Source organism: Nocardia sp. PLKS1-43, assembly GCF_059510335.1.
Window position 1 is genome coordinate 93,745 of record NZ_JCAJZQ010000008.1, and the last position, 18,672, is coordinate 112,416.

16 protein-coding genes are annotated in these 18,672 nt (G+C 67.6%); 8 read left to right on the forward strand and 8 right to left on the reverse strand.

The window, feature by feature from the left end:
* Positions 1-6: 6 nt before the first annotated feature.
* From alr to tsaD, 6 genes are all read left to right on the forward strand, one after another.
* The gene (gene alr / locus AC5WS7_RS26345; protein WP_495957461.1) at positions 7-1,164 is read left to right on the forward strand and encodes an alanine racemase; all 1,158 of its coding nucleotides are present in this window, start codon (positions 7-9) and stop codon (positions 1,162-1,164) included.
* The gene (locus AC5WS7_RS26350) at positions 1,161-2,333 is read left to right on the forward strand and encodes an alpha/beta fold hydrolase (protein ID WP_495957270.1); all 1,173 of its coding nucleotides are present in this window, start codon (positions 1,161-1,163) and stop codon (positions 2,331-2,333) included. Before alr ends, AC5WS7_RS26350 begins: the two co-directional genes overlap by 4 nt.
* Complete coding sequence (tsaE, locus tag AC5WS7_RS26355) at positions 2,257-2,772, forward strand: tRNA (adenosine(37)-N6)-threonylcarbamoyltransferase complex ATPase subunit type 1 TsaE (protein ID WP_495957271.1); 516 nt, start codon at positions 2,257-2,259, stop codon at positions 2,770-2,772. Before AC5WS7_RS26350 ends, tsaE begins: the two co-directional genes overlap by 77 nt.
* A 285-nt stretch (positions 2,773-3,057) precedes the next feature.
* Positions 3,058-3,807, forward strand: a complete 750-nt coding sequence (gene tsaB / locus AC5WS7_RS26360; RefSeq protein WP_495957272.1) for a tRNA (adenosine(37)-N6)-threonylcarbamoyltransferase complex dimerization subunit type 1 TsaB — start codon at positions 3,058-3,060, stop codon at positions 3,805-3,807.
* Positions 3,808-3,952: 145 nt separating this feature from the next.
* Positions 3,953-4,465: a ribosomal protein S18-alanine N-acetyltransferase gene (gene rimI / locus AC5WS7_RS26365; protein WP_495957273.1), complete on the forward strand. Its 513-nt coding sequence runs from the start codon at positions 3,953-3,955 to the stop codon at positions 4,463-4,465.
* Positions 4,466-4,553: 88 nt separating this feature from the next.
* The gene (gene tsaD / locus AC5WS7_RS26370; protein ID WP_495957274.1) at positions 4,554-5,588 is read left to right on the forward strand and encodes a tRNA (adenosine(37)-N6)-threonylcarbamoyltransferase complex transferase subunit TsaD; all 1,035 of its coding nucleotides are present in this window, start codon (positions 4,554-4,556) and stop codon (positions 5,586-5,588) included.
* A 23-nt stretch (positions 5,589-5,611) separates the two neighbouring features.
* Here the strand turns inward: tsaD and AC5WS7_RS26375 are convergent, their stop codons facing one another.
* The 5 genes from AC5WS7_RS26375 to AC5WS7_RS26395 all read right to left on the reverse strand — a co-directional run bounded on the left by AC5WS7_RS26375 (position 5,612) and on the right by AC5WS7_RS26395 (position 12,963).
* Positions 5,612-5,896 (reverse strand): helix-turn-helix domain-containing protein, encoded by a 285-nt coding sequence (locus AC5WS7_RS26375; RefSeq protein WP_495957275.1) that lies wholly within the window; start codon positions 5,894-5,896, stop codon positions 5,612-5,614.
* Between the two features lie 292 nt (positions 5,897-6,188).
* Entirely contained in the window at positions 6,189-7,805 is a 1,617-nt protein-coding gene (locus AC5WS7_RS26380; protein WP_495957276.1) for a phospholipase C, read from the reverse strand.
* Positions 7,806-8,067: 262 nt separating this feature from the next.
* Positions 8,068-9,240, reverse strand: coding sequence for a Dyp-type peroxidase (locus tag AC5WS7_RS26385; protein ID WP_495957462.1), 1,173 nt, complete (start codon positions 9,238-9,240; stop codon positions 8,068-8,070).
* A gap of 44 nt (positions 9,241-9,284) precedes the next feature.
* A complete protein-coding gene (locus AC5WS7_RS26390; protein ID WP_495957277.1) occupies positions 9,285-10,478 on the reverse strand; it encodes an EfeM/EfeO family lipoprotein in 1,194 nt (397 codons plus the stop codon).
* Between the two features lie 997 nt (positions 10,479-11,475).
* The gene (locus tag AC5WS7_RS26395; RefSeq protein ID WP_495957278.1) at positions 11,476-12,963 is read right to left on the reverse strand and encodes an Hsp70 family protein; all 1,488 of its coding nucleotides are present in this window, start codon (positions 12,961-12,963) and stop codon (positions 11,476-11,478) included.
* A 715-nt stretch (positions 12,964-13,678) separates the two neighbouring features.
* Between AC5WS7_RS26395 and groES the strand changes: the two genes are divergently transcribed.
* The gene (gene groES, locus AC5WS7_RS26400; RefSeq protein ID WP_067683434.1) at positions 13,679-13,978 is read left to right on the forward strand and encodes a co-chaperone GroES; all 300 of its coding nucleotides are present in this window, start codon (positions 13,679-13,681) and stop codon (positions 13,976-13,978) included.
* 158 nt (positions 13,979-14,136) lie between these two features.
* On the forward strand, positions 14,137-15,744 hold the full coding sequence (gene groL, locus AC5WS7_RS26405) for a chaperonin GroEL (RefSeq protein ID WP_495957279.1): 1,608 nt from the start codon (positions 14,137-14,139) through the stop codon (positions 15,742-15,744).
* A 932-nt stretch (positions 15,745-16,676) separates the two neighbouring features.
* Here groL and AC5WS7_RS26410 read toward each other — a convergent pair.
* From AC5WS7_RS26410 to AC5WS7_RS26420, 3 genes are all read right to left on the reverse strand, one after another.
* Positions 16,677-16,976: an RskA family anti-sigma factor gene (locus AC5WS7_RS26410; RefSeq protein WP_495957280.1), complete on the reverse strand. Its 300-nt coding sequence runs from the start codon at positions 16,974-16,976 to the stop codon at positions 16,677-16,679.
* A 1-nt stretch (position 16,977) separates the two neighbouring features.
* Positions 16,978-17,553, reverse strand: coding sequence for a sigma-70 family RNA polymerase sigma factor (locus AC5WS7_RS26415; RefSeq protein ID WP_067683424.1), 576 nt, complete (start codon positions 17,551-17,553; stop codon positions 16,978-16,980).
* Positions 17,554-18,097: 544 nt separating this feature from the next.
* Positions 18,098-18,391: a WhiB family transcriptional regulator gene (locus tag AC5WS7_RS26420; RefSeq protein WP_040819224.1), complete on the reverse strand. Its 294-nt coding sequence runs from the start codon at positions 18,389-18,391 to the stop codon at positions 18,098-18,100.
* Between the last annotated feature and the right edge of the window lie 281 nt (positions 18,392-18,672).

Here is an 18,672-nt window from a genome sequence, read left to right on the forward strand (position 1 = left end):
GCGGCAATGGCAGGATCGGTAGCCGTGAACAGCACAGCAGCGCAGGTGGAGACCGTCGTCGACCTGGACGCCATCGCACACAACGTGCGTGTGCTGCGCGACTGCGCGGGTGGCGCCGGGGTCATGGCCGTGGTCAAGGGCGACGGTTACAACCACGGCGCGGTGCAGGTGGGACGGGCCGCGCTGGCCGCCGGCGCCGCCGAACTCGGCGTCACAACCATCGCCGAGGCGCTGTCGCTGCGGGAGGCGGGAATCCGGGCGCCGATCCTGAGCTGGCTGAACGTGGTCGACGCCGATTACTCCGCCGCGGTCGCCGCGGATATCGAGCTCGGCGTGTCCTCGGTATGGCAGCTGCGGGCGATCGAACGGGCTGCCCGCGAAACCGGCGTGACCGCCACGGTATCGCTCAAGGTGGACACCGGTTTGAATCGCAACGGCGTCTCCGATATCGAATACCCGCAGGTCTTGCGGCTGCTGCGGGACCTGGTCGACGAGCGCGCGGTTCGGTTCCGGGCGATCTTCTCCCATCTCGCCCACGCCGACACCCCGCAGCATCCGGGTAACGATCTGCAGCGCGATCGGCTGCTGGAGGCGATCGCCGCCGCGAAGGAGTTCGGACTCGAGCCCGAACTCGCTCATCTGGCCAATTCGGCCGCCGCGCTGGCCCGGCCCGATCTCACCTTCGACATGGTCCGGCCCGGTATCGCGATGTACGGGTTGTCGCCGATCGAGGCGGATGGATTCGGGCTGCGGCCCGCGATGACCTTCCAGGCGCAGGTCGTACTGGTGAAACGGGTCGCCGAGGGGGAGGGCGTGTCGTACGGGCACGAGTGGGTCGCACCGCGCGACACCACCGTGGCGCTGATTCCGGCCGGCTACGCCGACGGCGTGTTCCGCTCGCTGGGCGGGCGGATCTCGGTGCGCATCGGCGAACGCGACTATCCGAGCGTCGGGCGGGTGTGCATGGATCAGCTGGTGGTCGACCTGGGCGGCGATGTGGCCGGCGTCCGGGAGGGCGATACCGCGGTGCTGTTCGGCGGCGGTCCCGGGCAGACGCATCCGCAGCGATGGGCCGATCTGCTGGGTACCATCCACTACGAGATCGTGTGCTCGCCGCGTGGGCGGGTCGTGCGGCGTTATGTGGGCGGAGGGGCCTGTTCATGAAATACGCTCGGCCACAGAGTATTGCGAGAGTCGTCTGTCAGGGCGGGATGGCGACCGCGGGCGTGCTCGGCGCGCTCGCCGCAACGCACGCGCTGCGGCGCGTCGGCGCCACGGTGCAGTGGCCGGCCCGCGTCGACGAACTGCGCGAGGAGGATTTCACGCTGCTCGATCGGGACCGGGCGCGCACGGTGGTCACCGAAGACGGTGTGGCACTGGCGGTTCGGGAGTGCGGACCCGAGGACGCGCCCGCCACCGTGATTTTCGTGCACGGCTTCTGCAACAGTATGGAGTCCTTCCACTTTCAGCGACGCGATCTGGAAAAGCTCTGGGGCCCAACGGTTCGCATGATCTTCTTCGATCTGCGCGGGCACGGTCGCTCGGGGGAGTCGAGCATCGGCGGCTGCACCGTGCCGCAGCTGGGCCGTGATCTGGTCCGGGTGGTGCGGGCGTGCGCGCCGGACGGTCCGCTGATGCTGGTCGGGCATTCCATGGGAGGGATGGCGATTCTCGCCGCCGCCGCGCAGTTTCCGGACCTGTTCGCTGCATCCGATGCCGACCCTTCCGAGGGCCCTGCGTGGTTACGCAAGCTGTCTCCTTCGGGCCCGCCGGGCGTGCCGGGGCGGGTGCGCGCGGTTGCGCTGCTGTCGACCACGGCCGCGCAGGTCGCCGCGGCGGGCGTGCCGCAGCTGCTGCGCAATCCGGCCGTCGACGGATTCCGGGTGGCGGTGCATGCCGCCCCCGCGCTGATCCAGGCCGGGCGGGTCGCCGTCCGGCAGGTGATCACGCCGATCCTGCACGTCAGCTCGTTCCACGGCGAGGTGAGCCCGACCCTGTCCCGGTTCACCACCTCGATGATCGATCGGACCAGCGTCGACACCATCGTCAAATTCCTCGAGGCACTGCACCTGCACGACGAATCCGCGGCGCTGCCCACGCTCGCCCCACTGCCGGAGCTGGTCCTCGGCGGCGGGCACGACATGGTGATCCCGTTCCGGAATTCGGTCGCGCTGGCCAGCCGGTTACCCGAGGCCGATCTGGTCCGCGTCACCGATGCCGCGCATATGGTGCATATGCAGTACCCGGATCTGGTCAATGCCGCTCTGGACCGCCTGCTGTTGCGCGGCGGGCTGCTCGGCGCCGGGGAGAAGCGGGAGGTCGCAGGTGGCTGAACAGCGGATTCTGCCGACGGTCGAGGATACCGAGGCGCTCGGTCGCGAACTGGCCCGCGACCTGGGCCCCGGGGATCTGGTCGTGCTCGACGGTCCGCTGGGCGCGGGCAAGACCGCATTGACCCGCGGGCTCGCGGACGGGCTCGGGGTGCAGGGACGAGTCAGCTCGCCGACGTTCATCATCGCCCGGCAGCATCGCGCCGGGGACCATCCCGGCGCGGTAGGCATGGTCCACGTCGATGCCTACCGCCTCGGCGGAGATCTGGGCGAACTCGACTCCCTCGATCTGGACACCGATCTGGATCACGCCGTCGTGGTCGTCGAATGGGGTCTGGGCGTCGTGGAACATCTCGCCGATCGACACCTGCGCGTGCTGCTGCGCCGCGAGCCGGATTCGGACGTTCGCACCGCGACCTGGGAGTGGGTCGCCGCCACCTGAATCGGCCGGTCGAATGTACTGCCGGATTTCCGGCTCGCGACGGGATCGCAGTGCCCGCGCGGTGTGATGCCGGACACCATCGCCGGGCGTGAACGCCGGATCGTACGGTGGCGGCAAGCCGCGACGATGCCGGTAATCGTTGCGGTGCTTGGTTGTTGGCGTCGGTGCACGGATCCGCGCTACCGGTTGCGGTCCGAGCCGGTGCTACCGCTGCGACGACGAGGTGAACCGGGGGCGGCCGGGTTGCCGTCGTGGAGGTGACCACCCGGTATCGTTGAGGCAATCATGCTTGTACTCGCCCTCGATACCGCGACGCCTGCCGTCACCGCGGGACTGGTGGCACTGGAGCAGGCCGCGCCCCAGCACCATGAGGTCCGCACGCTCGCGTCCCGGGTGACCGTGGACGCCCGCGCTCACAACGAGGTGCTCACCCCGCAGATTCTCGAATGCTTCGACACCGCAGGACGTTCCCGCGCCGAACTCGACGCGGTCGTCGTCGGCGTCGGGCCGGGCCCGTTCACCGGACTGCGCGTCGGGATGGCCACCGCCGCCGCATTCGGCGACGCCCTGGGCCTGCCGGTGTACGGGGTGTGCAGCCTGGACGCGATCGCCGCCGCGGCGTGGCGCGACATCTCCGCGGTCGACGCGGAACTGCTGGTGGTCACCGACGCCCGGCGCCGCGAGGTGTACTGGGCCCGCTACCGCGCGGTGTCCAAGGCGGCCCTGGCCGGATCGTTCGTGGTCGGCAGCGGCAACGGCGGACCGCAGGGGCGCGCGGTGGTGCGGGTCGCGGGCCCGCAGGTGTGCAAACCGGGTGAGCTGGAGTCCGGTGATTCCACCGTCATCGCCGGATCCGCTTCGCATGTGGACTTTTTCGATCTTCCGGTGCTGCCGGTGGAGACACCGTCCCCGGCCGGGCTGGTCGGCTGCGCCGCCGCCGAACTGCTGGCGCGAGCCACTCCGCAACCGCTGATCCCGCTGTACCTGCGCCGCCCCGACGCGGTCGAACGCAGCTATCAGGCGGTCCGGGCATGAGCGGTCGGGGCCGGAGGCGGCAGCGCAGCGTCACCGCGCGGGCCGCCGCTCGTGCCCGAGATGGTGCGGCCATGAGCGGTCGGGGCGAGAGGCGGCAGCGCGGCGTCACCGCGCAGGCCCTCGCGCACGCCCGGAAGGACACAGCATGAGCGGTCGGATCGCGCCGTCGATCCGGATCGAGCCGATGGATCGGTCGGCGATCGATCGCTGTGTCGAACTCGAGCAGGTGCTGTTTCCCGAGGACGATCCGTGGCCGGATGTGGCCTTCGAATCCGAGCTCGCCGGCGCGCACAACCGGTACGTGGTCGCGCGGGACGAATCCGGCCGCATCGTCGGCTATGCTGGGATCGCGCTGCTGGGTCCGCTGAATCATCCCGAGGCCGAGATCCACACCATCGGCGTCGATCCGGACAGCCATCGCAGCAGGATCGGCACGATACTGCTGCGCGCGTTGCTGGCCGAGGCGGGCAGGCGCGGCGGGCCGGTCTTCCTCGAGGTCCGCACCGACAATGCCCCGGCGATCGCGCTGTACGAGAAGCACGGCTTCCACATCATCGGTCTGCGCAAGAACTACTACCAGCCCAGCGGGGCCGACGCGTTCACCATGCGCCGTCCCGCGACCGCCGGTGTCGTCGATCCGAACGAGGTGCTCACATGAACCGCGGCGCACCGCTGGACTTGATCCCTGCGGGCTGTGAAACAGGCTGTCGCACAATCGATGTGCCGACCGACAGGGGTGAGCGGGCATGATCGTGATGGGTGTGGAGAGCTCCTGTGACGAGACCGGCGTCGGCATCGTGCGCTGGCGCGAGGACGGTAGTTGCGAACTGCTGGCCGACGAGGTCGCCTCGAGCGTGGAGCAGCATGCCCGATTCGGTGGCGTGGTCCCGGAAATCGCCTCGCGCGCACATCTGGAGGCGATCGTGCCCGCCATGCGGCGCGCACTGGCCGCGGCCGAGGTGGCCAGGCCCGATGCGATCGCGGTAACCATCGGCCCGGGTCTGGCCGGCGCTCTGCTGGTCGGCGTCGCCGCCGCGAAAGCCTATGCGGCGGCGTGGGATATCCCGCTGTACGCGCTGAACCATCTCGGCGGCCATGTCGCCGTGGACACCCTGGAACACGGTCCGATGCCGCCGTGCGTGGCGCTGCTGGTGTCGGGCGGGCACACCCATCTGCTGCACGTCACCGATCTGGCCGAGCCGATCACCGAACTCGGCAGCACCGTCGACGACGCCGCGGGCGAGGCCTTCGACAAGGTCGCCCGGCTACTGGACCTGGGTTTCCCGGGCGGACCGGCACTGGATGCCGCTGCGGCGCAGGGCGATCCGCAGTCCATCGCCTTCCCGCGCGGTATGACCGGCCCGCGCGACGCGCGTTACGACTTCTCCTTCTCCGGGGTGAAAACCGCCGTGGCCCGGTATGTCGAGGCCGCGCAGCGCGAGGGACGGGAACTGCCGATTCCGGACATCGCCGCCTCGTTCCAGGAGTCGGTCGCGGATGTCTTGACGCGCAAGGCGATTCGCGCGGCACAGGACGTCGGCGTGGACACCCTGGTGCTCGGCGGCGGCGCGACCGCGAACTCCCGCATCCGCTCGATGGCCCAGGAACGTTGCGCCGCAGCCGGTCTCACCCTCCGCGTCCCCAAACCCCGCCTCTGCACCGACAACGGCGTCATGATCGCAACCCTCGGCGCCCACGTCATCGCGGGCGGCGCGAAACCCTCCCCGCTCACCGTCGCCACCGACCCGGGCCTCGCCGTCTCCACCACCCAACTGCCCTAGTCCGGGCGGACTGGACAGCTGCCCTACGCGGCGAAAGCAATCGTCAGATGCTGATCCATCGCATGAGCAACCCTGTTCAACGTTGCCAGCGAGGGCAGGACCGTACCGGCCTCCAGGCGGCTGATCGCATGCGGCTTCATGCCGGCCTGCCTGGCAAGCTCGCTCTGCGACCAGCCCAGGGCCTCACGAGCAGCTTTGACCTGCTGGCCCACGGCATAGGCCAGCTGCAGTCGTTCCATCTCTTCCTGGTACTCCGCAGTGGCTCGCACCTCTGCGCTCCGACGGTCGAACTCGTCCTGTGTGATCATTCGTCCTCCTCTCTTGCAGGGTAAACACGCGATGGTACGTCCGGTCGTGGTCGTTCTCGCAGGCCTTCTTGGCAAGTGATTCGGGCATTGCGGTTGTCCGTGAGAGTGAAGCGGAGTTCCCGCACACCTTCACCCAGGTTGCGGCGAACAGGAACTCGACCACTTCCGCCTCTGCGATTATCTCGAACAGGACAGAACTCAACCTATCACATGAATGTGATAGGTTGAGTCTGAAGGCGCGCTCCGGCGGCCTTCGGTTCGTGTCGTGCAGGCTGTTCGGACCGCTTGTCGCTCAGTGCTTTTCGGTGCCGTCCGCGTTGAGGATCAGCTGGGTGGCCTTGGGGGAGGCGAAGTCGAACATGCCGGACAGGTCGCCCGCGGTGGCTTCGGAGGAACCGTTGCCCAGAACCGGCAGGGACCAGTTCGATTCGATGAACTTCACGATCGACGTCTCATCGGTCAGGGTGTGGTCGACGTGGTTTGTCTTGGCGTAGGGGGAGATCGCCAGCAGCGGCAGGCGCGGGCCGGTGCCGCAGCGGCCCTGGTGACCGCCGAGGGCGGGCTTGCTCGCGCACGGGCCGTAGACGTCCGAGGCGCTGGTGGAACCGTTGATCACCGGTCCGGCGACGTGGTCATACCAGCCGTCGGAGTCGTCGTAGGCGATGAAGATCGCGGTGGACTTCCAGTCCGGCGACTGCTGGATCGCGTTGATCCGGTCCACCAGGAAGTGCTGCTCGTCGATCGGGTCGGAGTATCCGGCGTGGCCATCCTGATATTCCGACGCCTTGACGTAGCTCACCGCGGGCAGCTTGCCCGCCTTGGCGGCCTGGTCGAACCACTCCAGCCCGTACTGGTGGTTGGCCGGACCGGCGTGGCCGACCTCGTCCAGCGAGGCGGGCACGGTGTGATGCGGATTGGACGTGGACTTGAAGTACTGGAACGGCTCGTGGTGCGGGCTGTAGTCCAGCGCCTGCTGACCGCCGACGTTGGCGTGCTTGGAACCGCACACGGCGTACCCGGCGTCGTTCTTGCCGGTCGGGGTGAATCCGCCTTGGAACCAGCCCCAGCTGATGTTCTTGTCGTTCAGCTCGTCACCGATGTTCTTGGCGTTCATGGCCATCAGGTTGTCGGTGGTGGTGTGGCTCTTGTTCGAGCAGTCGTCGTAGGCGGGGTCGGCGTCGTCGATATCGGAGCCGACGCCCTGCGCGTCCGGCGTGGCGACCAGGTTCGGATCCTGTACCGGCTTACCGGTTTTCGCGTCGATGGCCTGCGCGCCGTAGGTCTGCGCGGCGGTCACCTCCAGCGCGCCCGGTGTGGAGGGGCCGAAGGTGGTGCCGAAGGAGTTGTCGCTCAGCGCGTAGTGCTGGGCGTAGTTCCACATGGCGGTGACAGTGTTGCCGTCGTAGTAGTCCATGACGATCCCGTTGGGACCGTAGGCGGCCGGGCATTCGTCCTTCTGCGTCTTCTGGACGAACTGATCCATCTTGCCGTTGTCGAACGCCTCCTGCTCGGCCTTGTAGGAGTGGTCCTGATCGCAGGTCATGGCCTTGTCCGGCCCCAGCCGCTGCGGCTGGAACAGATTCGGGTTGTGTGTCAGCAGATCCGGGGTCAGACCGTTGATCGCGGGGGTGCCGGGCGCGGCCTGGAACTGCACGCCGTCGGTGTTGGCGGCGTTCGGGTACGTGCCGAAATAGTGGTCGAAGGAAATGTTCTCGTCGTACAGCACGACGATGTGCTTGATCGGCGTAGTGGTGCTCGCCGACTGCTCGTTCGCGGTGGTGCTGGTCGAGGACGAGCACGCGGCCGCGAGCAGCCCGACCGTCGCGACGGCGGCGGCGATCGTCGTGCCTCGCTTGGACTTTCCGCTGCCGCCCCGCGCCCGTGCGCGCCACTGGGAGCCTGTACTCACATGTCCTCCTGGGTCGATCCCGCCTCGCCGCTCATGCGAAGTCACACGATAGTCACGAGCGGAGATTTCCCAGGGGTGAACACCGGGCGACGTCCGCTTGTCGGATGGAAGTTCCGCTCACGACTCCGCCTCGCCGGCGCTCGCCTCCGTCGTGCGCGGTGCGCGCTGTGCCGATGGTTCGCTCCGCTGCGCTCCGCTCCGCTCACGACTCCGCCTCGCCGGCGCTCGCCTCTGTCGTGCGCTGTGCCGATGGTTCGCTCCCTCACGTCACCAGCGCGCGAGCGTAGAAATCCGCGTCGTCGCGCACGCCCGGCAGTACGAAGAAATACCCGCCGCCGAAGGGGGAGATGTAGTCGGCCAGGGGTTCGTCCGCGAGCCGATTCTGCACGGCCTCGAACTGCGCGTGCGGATCGGCCTGGTAGCACAGGAAGATCAGGCCCTGGTCGAGATTGCCGGCGTCGTCGTTGCCGCGGTCGTAGTTGAAACTGCGGCGCAGGATTTGACTGCCGGCGGTATCGGGCGTGCGCGGATTGGCCAGGCGGATATGGGCGTTCAGCGGGATGACCAGTCCGGTGGGATCGTCGCTGTAGTCCGGCAGGTCGCTCTCGTGGTTGCCGTTCAGTGGTGCGCCGGTATCGCGCACTCGGCCGAACATGTTCTCCTGCTCGGTGATCGCGACCCGATCCCAGAACTCCACGAGCATCCGGATCAGCCGGACCACCTGATAGGTACCCCCGCCCGCCCAGGCGGGCTCTCCGGCCCCGGCCCAGACCAGATGCGGAAAGTCGGCACTGCCCGGATTGGCGATTCCGTCCTTGAAGCCGAACAGATTTCGCGGTGTCCCACTCGGCCGGGGCGGGCTGACGAAGCCGTTCATCCGCCAGCGCGGCTGCATCGCACCGCGCGTCGCGCGGGTGATGTCGCGCAGTGCGTGCACGCAGACATCGGCGTCGGCGGCGGTCAGTTGCAGGCTCAGATCGCCGTGGCACCAGGCAGATCGGAGATCGTCGTTGGGGAACTTCGGCATCGCGGTCAGTTTCGCCGGCCGCTTGCCGGACAGGCCGTACCGGTCGTCGAACAGACTCGCACCCACGCCCACCGTGATCACCGGCCCGCCCGGTGGTGCGTCCGGCCCGAGTACGCCGCTGTCGGCGGGGGGTGCGGTGATGCCGACCGCGGCGGGCGGCCCGCCGGCGCTGAGGATGCGGGCGCGTTCGGTGAGGGTGCGGAACAGCTCGGTCAGCTCGGCCGGATTCTCGGCGATGACGTCGAACGCCGCTGTGATTCCCTGCGCGCCGGGCGGCGGCGGATCGGCGACTCCGGCCTGATGGATTCCGTGGAACGGTGGTGCGGCCTGTGCGGCGGTGACCGTATGCAGCGCGGCGGGGGCGGCCGCCGAGGCCGCGGTCACCGCGCCGCCGACGCCCGCTGCCATCGCACCACGCAGGAAGGAACGCCGGCTCGGCGATGGATTCGCGCTCACTGGAACGTCTTTCGCGGTTTGCAGATGGTCGCGATCGGTGCGAGATATTCCAGCAACTGACTCAGTGTGCCGTTCAGCCGCTGCCGATCCGAGAAGCTCAGCGCGGACACCGAAGTCCACGTGCCGCTGGCCGGAACGCCGGGACTAGCACCGATGTGCTGCGTCTCCAGCTGCGACTCGAAGCGGTTCAACCAGGTCGTAACCTGGGGGAGCTGTCGGTATCGGCTGCGCAGCACCGGATCCAGCACGGTGAGCAGTTCCCGGGTCCCGGCGATGTTCGCCACGGCGGTGGCCAGAGAGGTGCCGCTGCCGTAGTCGGCTTTGCCGGTCATCTCGAATTGCAGTGTGTTCTCCAGGATTTCGTGCGTGCGCAGCCCCAGATCCAGCAGCGGGACCTGGATGTTCGGGAAGTCCGCGACCAGGCCGTGCACATCCCGGGTCAGCTGATCGACGGATCCGGCCAGCGTGGTGAGCGATTCGCCGTGCCACAGACCGTATTCCACTCGATGGAATCCGGTGAACTGCGGATCGACGGTACCACCGGCGAGACCGTCGGTGCGGCCGTCGAGTTTGCCGTCATATTCGCCGAACGCGTCGTAGGCCGCGCCGAGTCGTTCGTAGTCCAGATGGGCGGTCAGCCAGGCTGTGCGCGCAGCGGTCAGGTCACCGCGATCGACCGTGGCGCGCAGGGCGTCGGTGTCGGCGGCCAGCCGGTTTAGTCCGGCCGCGACGTAGTCCACGTACTGCTTGTCCGGTCCGTACAGATCTTCGGGGGTGACCGGTGGTATCGCCGAGGCCGCGGGCGGCCCGGCGATCGTCACGGTGGGGCCGGTGATCAGCGCGTTGCTCGAACCCTCCATGGCGCATCGGAAGGCGAACGTGCCGCCCCCGACGTCGACGCGGATGCTTCGGGTGGTGTTCGGCCCGATATCGGGCACCTCGGCGGAGATGGCGCCGGTGTGAATGTCGATGAGGTCGACCGTCGTCGGATTGGAACCGGTATTGCGGAAGTAGAGCGTCTGCTGACCGGTGTGCGGATCGGACCACCCCTGGCCGCAAGCGTCCTCGGAGACATCGATGACCTGCTGGATGGGTTTCGCCGGAGTCGGGTGCCCGCATGCGGTCGCGGCCGCCGCGGTGCTGATCGCGGCGACGGCCACGACGATACGGCGTACTGGTCCCATCTGCATGACCGCGACAGCTTACGGCAGCCGTGCGCCCCCGAACGGGGCAGAACAATATGTACAGCGAGTATTCATTCCGATGTCGCAGTGGGTCGATGCGACGGCGATCGGCCGGTGCGCGAGGCCCAGCAGGGCTGACTCGGTACTCGGTACGTATCCGGCACGCTATGCAACCGATGACCGCGCCGACCGGGCCGGAGAACTCCTCCCGGGCGATGGCCGTCGCATCGTCGACATCTGCTGCCATCGATGGATGGCGTCGGTCGGCGCGACGGTATGCAACGCCCGGGTCGGTGCCGACGGCGCGCGAAACAGGCGTTCATGCGGCGGACCCAAGCCGGGTGAAATTCGGCCCGCTCGGCCGTCGGTTGACGGCGTCGGTCGGACAGATTCAGCGCCGTCCCGGCCGATCGGCGCCCGTGCACGGGAGATGCGGGTTGTGTATCGGGATTGGTGTTCCGGTTGGGGAGCGGTGCGACCCCAGCGCGGCGTGTTGTCGTTGGTTGATCACGTCGGTCGGAGCGATGGATGCCGTTGTCGGCGCGCGGGGGACGGGTGGTGTCTTGGGGGCCCGGTTGGGAGCGCGCGATTCCAGCGTGGTGTGTCGTTGTTGGTTGGTGGTGTCGGTCGTACCGATGGGTGCTGTTCCGGCTGAGCGGCGTCCGCACGTGGAATGCGGGTTGTGCCTCGGCGATGGTGTTCCGGTTGGGAGCGGGGTGAACCCAGCGTGGAGTGTCGTTGTTGGTTGGTGGTGTCGGTCGTACCGATGGGTGCTGTTCCGGCTGAGCGGCGTCCGCACGTGGAATGCGGGTGCCTCGGCGATGGTGTTCCGGTTGGGAGCGGGGTGAACCCAGCGTGGTGTGTTGTCGTCGGTTGTGGGTCGTTCGGAGCGATGGATGACGTTCCGGCGCTGAGTGGCGTCCGCACGCGGAATGCAAGGCGCATTCAGGGATTTGGTGTTCCGGTTCGGAGCGGGGCGTTATTCGGCTCGGTGCCGTCGGTCTCAGATGGCCGGGTGAAGTGTCGCTCGCGCGGCCGAACCGGTGTTGGCGCGCGGCAGGTGCGGACCGTGACTCGGTGTCGTCGTCGTGGTGGTCGGGGCCGGGACGGTGTTCGGCACGCTGGTCTGCGGGGTGGTGGTACCCAGCAGCGGGCCGAACAGGTGGGGCAGGTCCGGCAGGGGGATGGGCGGCAGCCCCGGGTCCGGACGCAGCGGCACGCCGGTGGTCTCCGGTGTCGTGCTCGGCGTGGTGGTGGGCTGCTCGCTGGTGTCCGAGGTCGACGGGCTCGAGGTGGTATCGGCAGCGGTGTGCCGGCTCGGCGCGATCGGCTCGGTGGTGGTGCTCGAAGGGCTCGCGGGAAGGGGAGCCGGCTGCGGTGCCGAGGTGGTGGGGAAATCCGCGGTGTGGCTGGTACCGGCGGGTGTGACGTCGTGGTCGGCGGCGGGCACCAGTTCCTTGACGCCGTACCCGATGACCAGGCCGAGTACCACGACCGCGCCGGCCAGAGTGCCGACGAGTTTGGTGAAGGGGCCGGGTTTGGCGTCCGAACCGAGGCTGATCACCGGGAAGGCCGACGGCTGTGCCGAATCGGCAACCAGTGCAGCGCCTTTCGCGGTCGCCGCCTCCGGCTCGGGCACGGTTAGCACGACCGGGTCGAGCAGATCGGCGAGGCCGTTGACCACGGCGGCCATATTGGCGCAGCCGCCGATCACGGTGACCGCGCGGGGATGTTTCGGCGCGCGGGCGAACACCGCGGCGGCGAAGATCGCGGCCTCGTGCAACAGGTCCGCGATCAACTCCTCGAAATCGGCGCGGGTGAGCTTGAGCGCCTGTCCGGCAACGTGATCGATGGTGACCGCCGGGGCGATGGACAGGTGCTCCTTGGCGGCCCGGGCGCGATTGATGAGCATCGTGCGGTTGGGCCGGGTGCCGCGGCGGGCGAAATGGCAGTCGAGCAGATGGTGGTAGATCAGCTCGTCCATGGCGTTGCCGCTGATGTTGTCGGTGCGCTCGCTGTGCAGTACCGCGTCGTCGGCGACGTCGGCCACCGAGACGGTCATACCGGAGGCGCCGAGATCGATCAGGCCGACCGTTTCGTACCGGTCCAGCAGCCCGGTGTGGCGCAGATAGGTCAGTGCGGCAGTGCTTTCCAGGATCAGCTGGACGTCGCGGCGCTGGCGGCCGATGGCGGAGCGGATCGCCACGGCCTGTTCCCGATCGCGGTAGGCGACCGCGATGGCGCCGGGGGTGGGAAACGGTTCGCCGGGCGCCGGTGCGGCGGCGCCCGCACCGCGCGGGTACACGAATTCGCGGGGCATCCGAGTGGTCATCAGCTCGATCGAGGAGGCCACCAGATCACCGAGATCGGATTGTGCGGCGTCCGCGGAGACGATCCGGTAGTCGAATTCCTGAGCGCCGTTGGGTGCGGTGGCGACAAGCGCCGAGCACACCACCTCGTTCCCGGCGGAAATGCCGAGGGATGTTCGCATGTTCACCTCCCTTCGAGCGGATGGTCATCGCGTCGCCGACCATCGGATGCGGACAGCACGGACATCCGCGTGGATGGCGGATGGTCCGAGCCGATCGGGCCGGGCCCGTGATCCGGTCGGGCGTGGGGTCCGGCGACGATCACTTGCGGTCTGATACTCGTTCCATGGTGTGCGCCAAGGGCTCGCGCGGGGTGAAGCAGTATGTACAACGCTCGGCGGATCGCGTGACGATGTGGAACCATTCGACTGCACCTCCCGATGGCGCGGAGCCTTCTGGCGGCACGGCATCTGTATGGCACGGCAACATCACGAAGCCGTCGTCCATAGTGTCACATTCCGTTATCCGAACGTTACAGATTTTTCGGATCGATTACCACCGTGTTGGCCGTGTGACTCGAGTTACCTGTGAGGTGCAGGGTCATCGCGGGTTTCCGCCGGAAAATCGTCGGCGTGTCGCGCAACGTGTCGCACCGCGGCCGGTTGCGGGGCGGGTGTCGAATAAATCAGCACTACCCAACCTTGAGCGCTGGCACTCTGCTGTATAGAGTGCTAGGTGGCACTGGTGGAAGTTGCTCAGCTGCCAGCACGACCACTGCACTGGGGTCCCGGCACCCGCGACGACGGGGCTATGCGCAGGGTCGGCACACGACCGAAACCGTGAGTCCGGGGAACAGCCCCGGACGAGAAGAAATCCCCTGAAAGTGGAGGGCTCAACGTGGCGAGCGTGAACATCAAGCCGCTCGAGGACAAGATCCTCGTCCAGGCCGGCGAGGCCGAGACGACGACCGCCTCCGGCCTGGTCATCCCCGACACGGCGAAGGAGAAGCCCCAGGAGGGCACCGTCATCGCCGTGGGTCCCGGGCGGGTCACCGACACGGGCGACCGCATCCCGGTGGATGTGAAGGAAGGCGACACCGTCATCTACAGCAAGTACGGCGGCACCGAGATCAAGTACAACGGCGAGGAGTACCTGATCCTGTCGGCGCGCGACGTCCTGGCTGTCGTCAACAAGTGACCCAGCTGTAGGCGAATGCTGCCCCGGCGCCCTGAGATGAGGCACCGGGGCAGCGTTCGTTACGGCGCCTCCGCGGCGCTCGAGCTCGGCCCGGCGGCAGTCCGCGTGCGCGGGGCCCGGCGAGCGCCGACGACCAGACACTGAAGGAATTTCGAAACATGGCAAAGCAGATCGAGTTCGACGAGAAGGCTCGTCGGGCAATGGAGCGCGGCGTCGACAAGCTCGCCGACGCCGTCAAGGTCACGCTCGGTCCCCGCGGCCGGCATGTGGTCCTGGCCAAGGCATTCGGCGGCCCGGCCGTCACCAACGACGGCGTCACCATCGCCCGCGACATCGACCTCGAGGACCCCTTCGAGAACCTGGGCGCGCAGCTGGTCAAGAGCGTCGCCACCAAGACCAACGATGTCGCCGGCGACGGCACCACCACCGCCACCGTGCTGGCGCAGGCGCTGATCAAGGGTGGCCTGAAGAACATCGCCGCCGGGGCCAACCCGATCGCCCTCGGCACGGGTATGAGCAAGGCCGCCGACGTGGTCTCCGAGGCGCTGCTGGCGGCGGCCGAGCCGGTCTCCGGTGAGAAGGCCATCGCGCAGGTCGCCACCGTCTCCTCCCGCGACGAGGAGATCGGCGAGATGGTCGGCAAGGCGCTGACCACCGTCGGCAAGGACGGCGTGGTCACCGTGGAGGAATCCTCCCTGGTGAGCACCGACCTCGAGATCACCGAGGGCGTGCAGTTCGACAAGGGTTATCTGTCCGCGTATTTCGTCACCGACCTGGACAAGCAGGAAGCGGTGCTCGAGGACGCCGTGGTGCTGCTGCACCGCGAGAAGATCAGCTCGCTGCCGGATCTGCTTCCGCTGCTGGAGAAGATCGCCGAGAACGGCAAGCCCGTGCTGATCATCGCCGAGGACGTCGAGGGCGAGGCGCTGTCCACCCTGGTCGTCAACGCGATTCGCAAGACGCTCAAGGTCGTCGCGGTCAAGGCGCCGTTCTTCGGCGACCGCCGCAAGGCGTTCCTGGACGATCTGGCCATCGTCACCGGCGCGACCGTGGTCAACCCCGATCTGGGCATCAGCCTGCGTGAGGCGGGCCTGGACGTGCTCGGTTCGGCGCGTCGCGTGGTCGTCACCAAGGATGAGACCACCATCGTCGACGGTGCGGGCACCCAGGAGGCCATCGACGGGCGAATTGCCCAGCTGCGCAGCGAGATCGAGGCCACCGACTCCGATTGGGACCGCGAGAAGCTCGAGGAGCGGCTGGCCAAGCTGGCCGGCGGCGTCGCGGTGATCAAGGTCGGCGCGGCCACCGAGACCGCGCTCAAGGAGCGCAAGTACCGAGTCGAGGACGCGGTCAGCGCGGCCAAGGCGGCGGTCGAGGAGGGCATCGTCCCCGGCGGCGGCACCGCTCTGGTGCAGGCGAGCACCAAGCTGGCCGAACTGCGTGAATCGCTCTCCGGCGATGCGGCGGTCGGCGTCGAGGTCGTGCGCAAGGCGCTCGAGGCCCCGCTGTACTGGATCGCCAGCAACGCGGGTGTCGACGGTGCGGTCGTGGTCAGCAAGGTCGCCGACACCAAGGACGGCTTCAACGCCGCCACCCTCACCTACGGTGATCTGGTCACCGAGGGCGTCGTGGACCCGGTGAAGGTGACCCGCTCCGCGGTTCTCAACGCCGTCTCCGTCGCCCGCATGGTGCTCACCACCGAGAGCGCCGTCGTCGACAAGCCCGCCGAGGAAGAGGCCGACGACCACCACGGTCACGCGCACTGAGCTGTATTTTTGGCCTCCGCTTCGCTGCGGCGGGTTTTCGGCGCTGTAAGGCTCGTCGTTCGGCCCTCGAGACTCGGCCTTCGGCCATGCGCTTCGAGGGCCGAACGACGAGCCCGCGCCGAAAACCCTTGGGGTTGGCCTTGCTGAGCCTTTCGCTTCGCGGGCGATTTCCAGCGGGACGGAGACGCTTCGCCGCTGGGCGCGTTGGTGTTTCGCCTCGCCTCGCTTCGCCTCGGGGCGATGGGTGTGTGCCGAAGTCTTTGGGGTTCGGTGTGGTCGAGTCTTTCGCTTCGCCAGCGGTTACGCCGGACTGAGACGCTTCGGTGGTGTACTTGTCCGGGCTCCGGGCTCCGGGCTCCGGGCTCCGGGCTCCGGGCTCTGGGTTTGGGCTGGGGGCTCTGGGCTCTGGGTTTGGGCTGGGGGCTCTGGGTTTGGGCTTCGCTTCGCTGCAGCGAAGCGAAACCCAAACCCGGTTCGGCGCCCTCGCGGCGACGCTGGGCGGTGTCGTGGAATGAACGGTCTGGCTGAAGCGCGTGTTCGTGTGGTGTTGGGGGAGTGTGCAACTCGCGTAGCCGGTTGTTGGCTTCGGCTACGCGCGAGCGATTCGCGGTCGAGTGGGCTTGCCCGCCGAAGGCGCGAGTTTCTCGGTTCAACCGTGTGTTTCGAGGATGGTCGGCAACGGGTCGATCTTCAACGGAGGCTCGCGGACTGTGCCGCGCGGGGGTGGGGAAGTGGGTCTCCCGCGTTTCGGATTAGTTATCCCGATGGGATATCCGGAATTTCGGCCGGCGCGGCCCAGGACATTCGTTTCGGGGTAAACAGAATTGCGGGCCGTTCACATTCATTCATGAATGTGAACGGCCCGTTGACTTATCAGGAATATCGAGATTCTCGGCTGCGGATTCGGTTGTCCCGCAGTGGGTCGGAATCGGCTAGGCGGTAGGGCTGCCCGGGTGTACCGGATTACGTGGCGTACGGGCCGGTGCGGGACTTTCGGACTCTTCCGCGGCAATCATGTCCAGGACGCGATCGCGTAGCGAGGCGGGCGGTGGGGTTGCCGACGCCGAGGCGAACAGGGTGAGAGCTTGTCGGTTCAGCTGCACTTCCGTGTTGAAGTCCGCACGCAGCGCCGGGTCGTCGCCCTCGGCTATCTCCCGCACTGCGCGCTGGTCCTCGTCGCCGATCGACCCGAGCGCGACCATGTGCGCGAGATCGATCTGGCTTTCGTTCATCTCACGTCACTCCCAAATTCTTCTTCAGTCTGGTCAAGCCGTCCCTGATACGGGACTTAACGGTCGGTAACCCTACGCCGAGCTGCGCGGCTACCTCCGCATACGTATGTCCGCCGAAGTAGGCGAGCGAGATGGCCTCTCGCTGCGTGGCGGTCAGCGTTTCCAGGCCCGCGCGTACGGCCTGCTGCTCCAGGCGCCTGCCGACCTCCTCGGTGACCTCGTCGAACTCGTTACCGAGAGTGCTTGCCCCGTAGGCGACCTCGCGCAGGGCGTGGGCCTGTTCCGCGCGAACCCGGTCGACCGCGCGCCGGTGGGCCAGCGTCATCAGCCAGGTGACCGCGGAACCCTTGGTCGCGTCGAAATTGGCTGCGGTACGCCAGATCTGGAGGTAGACCTCCTGCGTGGTCTCCTCCGCGTAACCCGGATCGTGTAGTACGCGCAGTACCAGGCCGAATACACGTGCACATGTTCGGTCGTACAGTTCGGCGAAGGCTCGTTGATCGGACAGCCCGCACCGTTCCAGTAGTGCTGCCAGTTCGAGTCCTTCGGCTGCGCGCGCCGTCACCGCAGAGTCCACGCTGGGGGAGTTCGCCCGCCCGTCCCGAAACGCTTGGTGGAACGAGTCGTCCTCTGCGGCCGGCGGCCGCGTTGTCACAACGCTCCATTCTGTGTCATCGGCCACTACCGTAGCCTGCCGCTATGACCTCCTCTCCGCTGGGGTATCGGCAAAACCGACTGCGCCTCAGCGGTTTTCGGACATCGCTCGACACGCGGAGATTTTTCGTTGGACACGCCGCGGACACGCCGAGTACATATGCGAAACGCCGTATTGGTGCGCAGTGGATCAACGTCGAACTTGCTCGGTGGATACGGACTGCTGCATGGTTGCGTAGACCGTTTCCGCTGAATCAGGCGGCGCTTGCCGTAATCTCGGGTGGCAACGCTGCCGACCGCCGCACCGCAGGTCTCACGGCGGTAGCCGAATATTCCAGAGTGCGGTGTCCGTGCTGTTCACTGACCGGTGCTCGAGTGGCCGGGTATTTGCTAGGGATTCGGCGCACCCGCGTTCGCGGATGGGGAGAAATTTTCTCCGAACCTCGGCGGCGGCGCGTTCGGGCGGCTCAGACGGCGACGCGGCGGCGGTTACGGCGCGCGTGCATTTCGCGTTCGGTCTCGGACAGGCCACCCCAGATGCCGTACGGCTCGCTGACCTTCAGCGCGTGGCTGCGGCACTGCATGAGCACCGGGCAGTTCCGGCAGATCTCCTTGGCGCGCAGCTCACGCTGGGTGCGGGCACGCCCGCGCTCGCCGTCGGGATGGAAGAATACCGACGAGTCCACTCCGCGGCAGGATCCGCGCATCTGCCAATCCCAGACGTCGGCATTCGGCCCTGGGAGGTGAGTGGGCATGGGCATGGTGAACTCCTCGATGGTGCGAGCTCGTCGGCGTTGTCGAGCGGTGCGGTAGCAACGGCCGTCCGGCTCCCTTGGCGCGGCCGGATGGGACCTCGCCGAGATCGGGCTCGGACTGTGTCGCCGGGGGTCCGGCGATCGCAGTTCGCGGCACTCACATTTTCGTGCGGCGCCGACGACGGCGATGTCGTACGTTAGGACGGACAAACAAATCGAGTCAATAGTTTCCACATTGGGGATTTCAAACCGAGTGAATCGCAGATTTAACCTCTGCGCTGTTTACT

What these genes read in the sequence shown, in the direction of transcription:
- alr (WP_495957461.1), top strand. Translation starts at nt 7, where the DNA reads ATGGCAGGATCGGTAGCCGTGAACAGCACAGCAGCGCAGGTGGAGACC.
- AC5WS7_RS26350 (WP_495957270.1), top strand. Translation starts at nt 1,161, where the DNA reads ATGAAATACGCTCGGCCACAGAGTATTGCGAGAGTCGTCTGTCAGGGC.
- tsaE (WP_495957271.1), top strand. Translation starts at nt 2,257, where the DNA reads ATGCCGCTCTGGACCGCCTGCTGTTGCGCGGCGGGCTGCTCGGCGCCG.
- tsaB (WP_495957272.1), top strand. Translation starts at nt 3,058, where the DNA reads ATGCTTGTACTCGCCCTCGATACCGCGACGCCTGCCGTCACCGCGGGA.
- rimI (WP_495957273.1), top strand. Translation starts at nt 3,953, where the DNA reads ATGAGCGGTCGGATCGCGCCGTCGATCCGGATCGAGCCGATGGATCGG.
- tsaD (WP_495957274.1), top strand. Translation starts at nt 4,554, where the DNA reads ATGATCGTGATGGGTGTGGAGAGCTCCTGTGACGAGACCGGCGTCGGC.
- AC5WS7_RS26375 (WP_495957275.1), bottom strand. Translation starts at nt 5,896, where the DNA reads ATGATCACACAGGACGAGTTCGACCGTCGGAGCGCAGAGGTGCGAGCC.
- AC5WS7_RS26385 (WP_495957462.1), bottom strand. Translation starts at nt 9,240, where the DNA reads ATGGCAGCGGGCGTCGGCGGCGCGGTGACCGCGGCCTCGGCGGCCGCC.
- AC5WS7_RS26390 (WP_495957277.1), bottom strand. Translation starts at nt 10,478, where the DNA reads ATGCAGATGGGACCAGTACGCCGTATCGTCGTGGCCGTCGCCGCGATC.
- AC5WS7_RS26395 (WP_495957278.1), bottom strand. Translation starts at nt 12,963, where the DNA reads ATGCGAACATCCCTCGGCATTTCCGCCGGGAACGAGGTGGTGTGCTCG.
- groL (WP_495957279.1), top strand. Translation starts at nt 14,137, where the DNA reads ATGGCAAAGCAGATCGAGTTCGACGAGAAGGCTCGTCGGGCAATGGAG.
- AC5WS7_RS26410 (WP_495957280.1), bottom strand. Translation starts at nt 16,976, where the DNA reads ATGAACGAAAGCCAGATCGATCTCGCGCACATGGTCGCGCTCGGGTCG.
- AC5WS7_RS26420 (WP_040819224.1), bottom strand. Translation starts at nt 18,391, where the DNA reads ATGCCCATGCCCACTCACCTCCCAGGGCCGAATGCCGACGTCTGGGAT.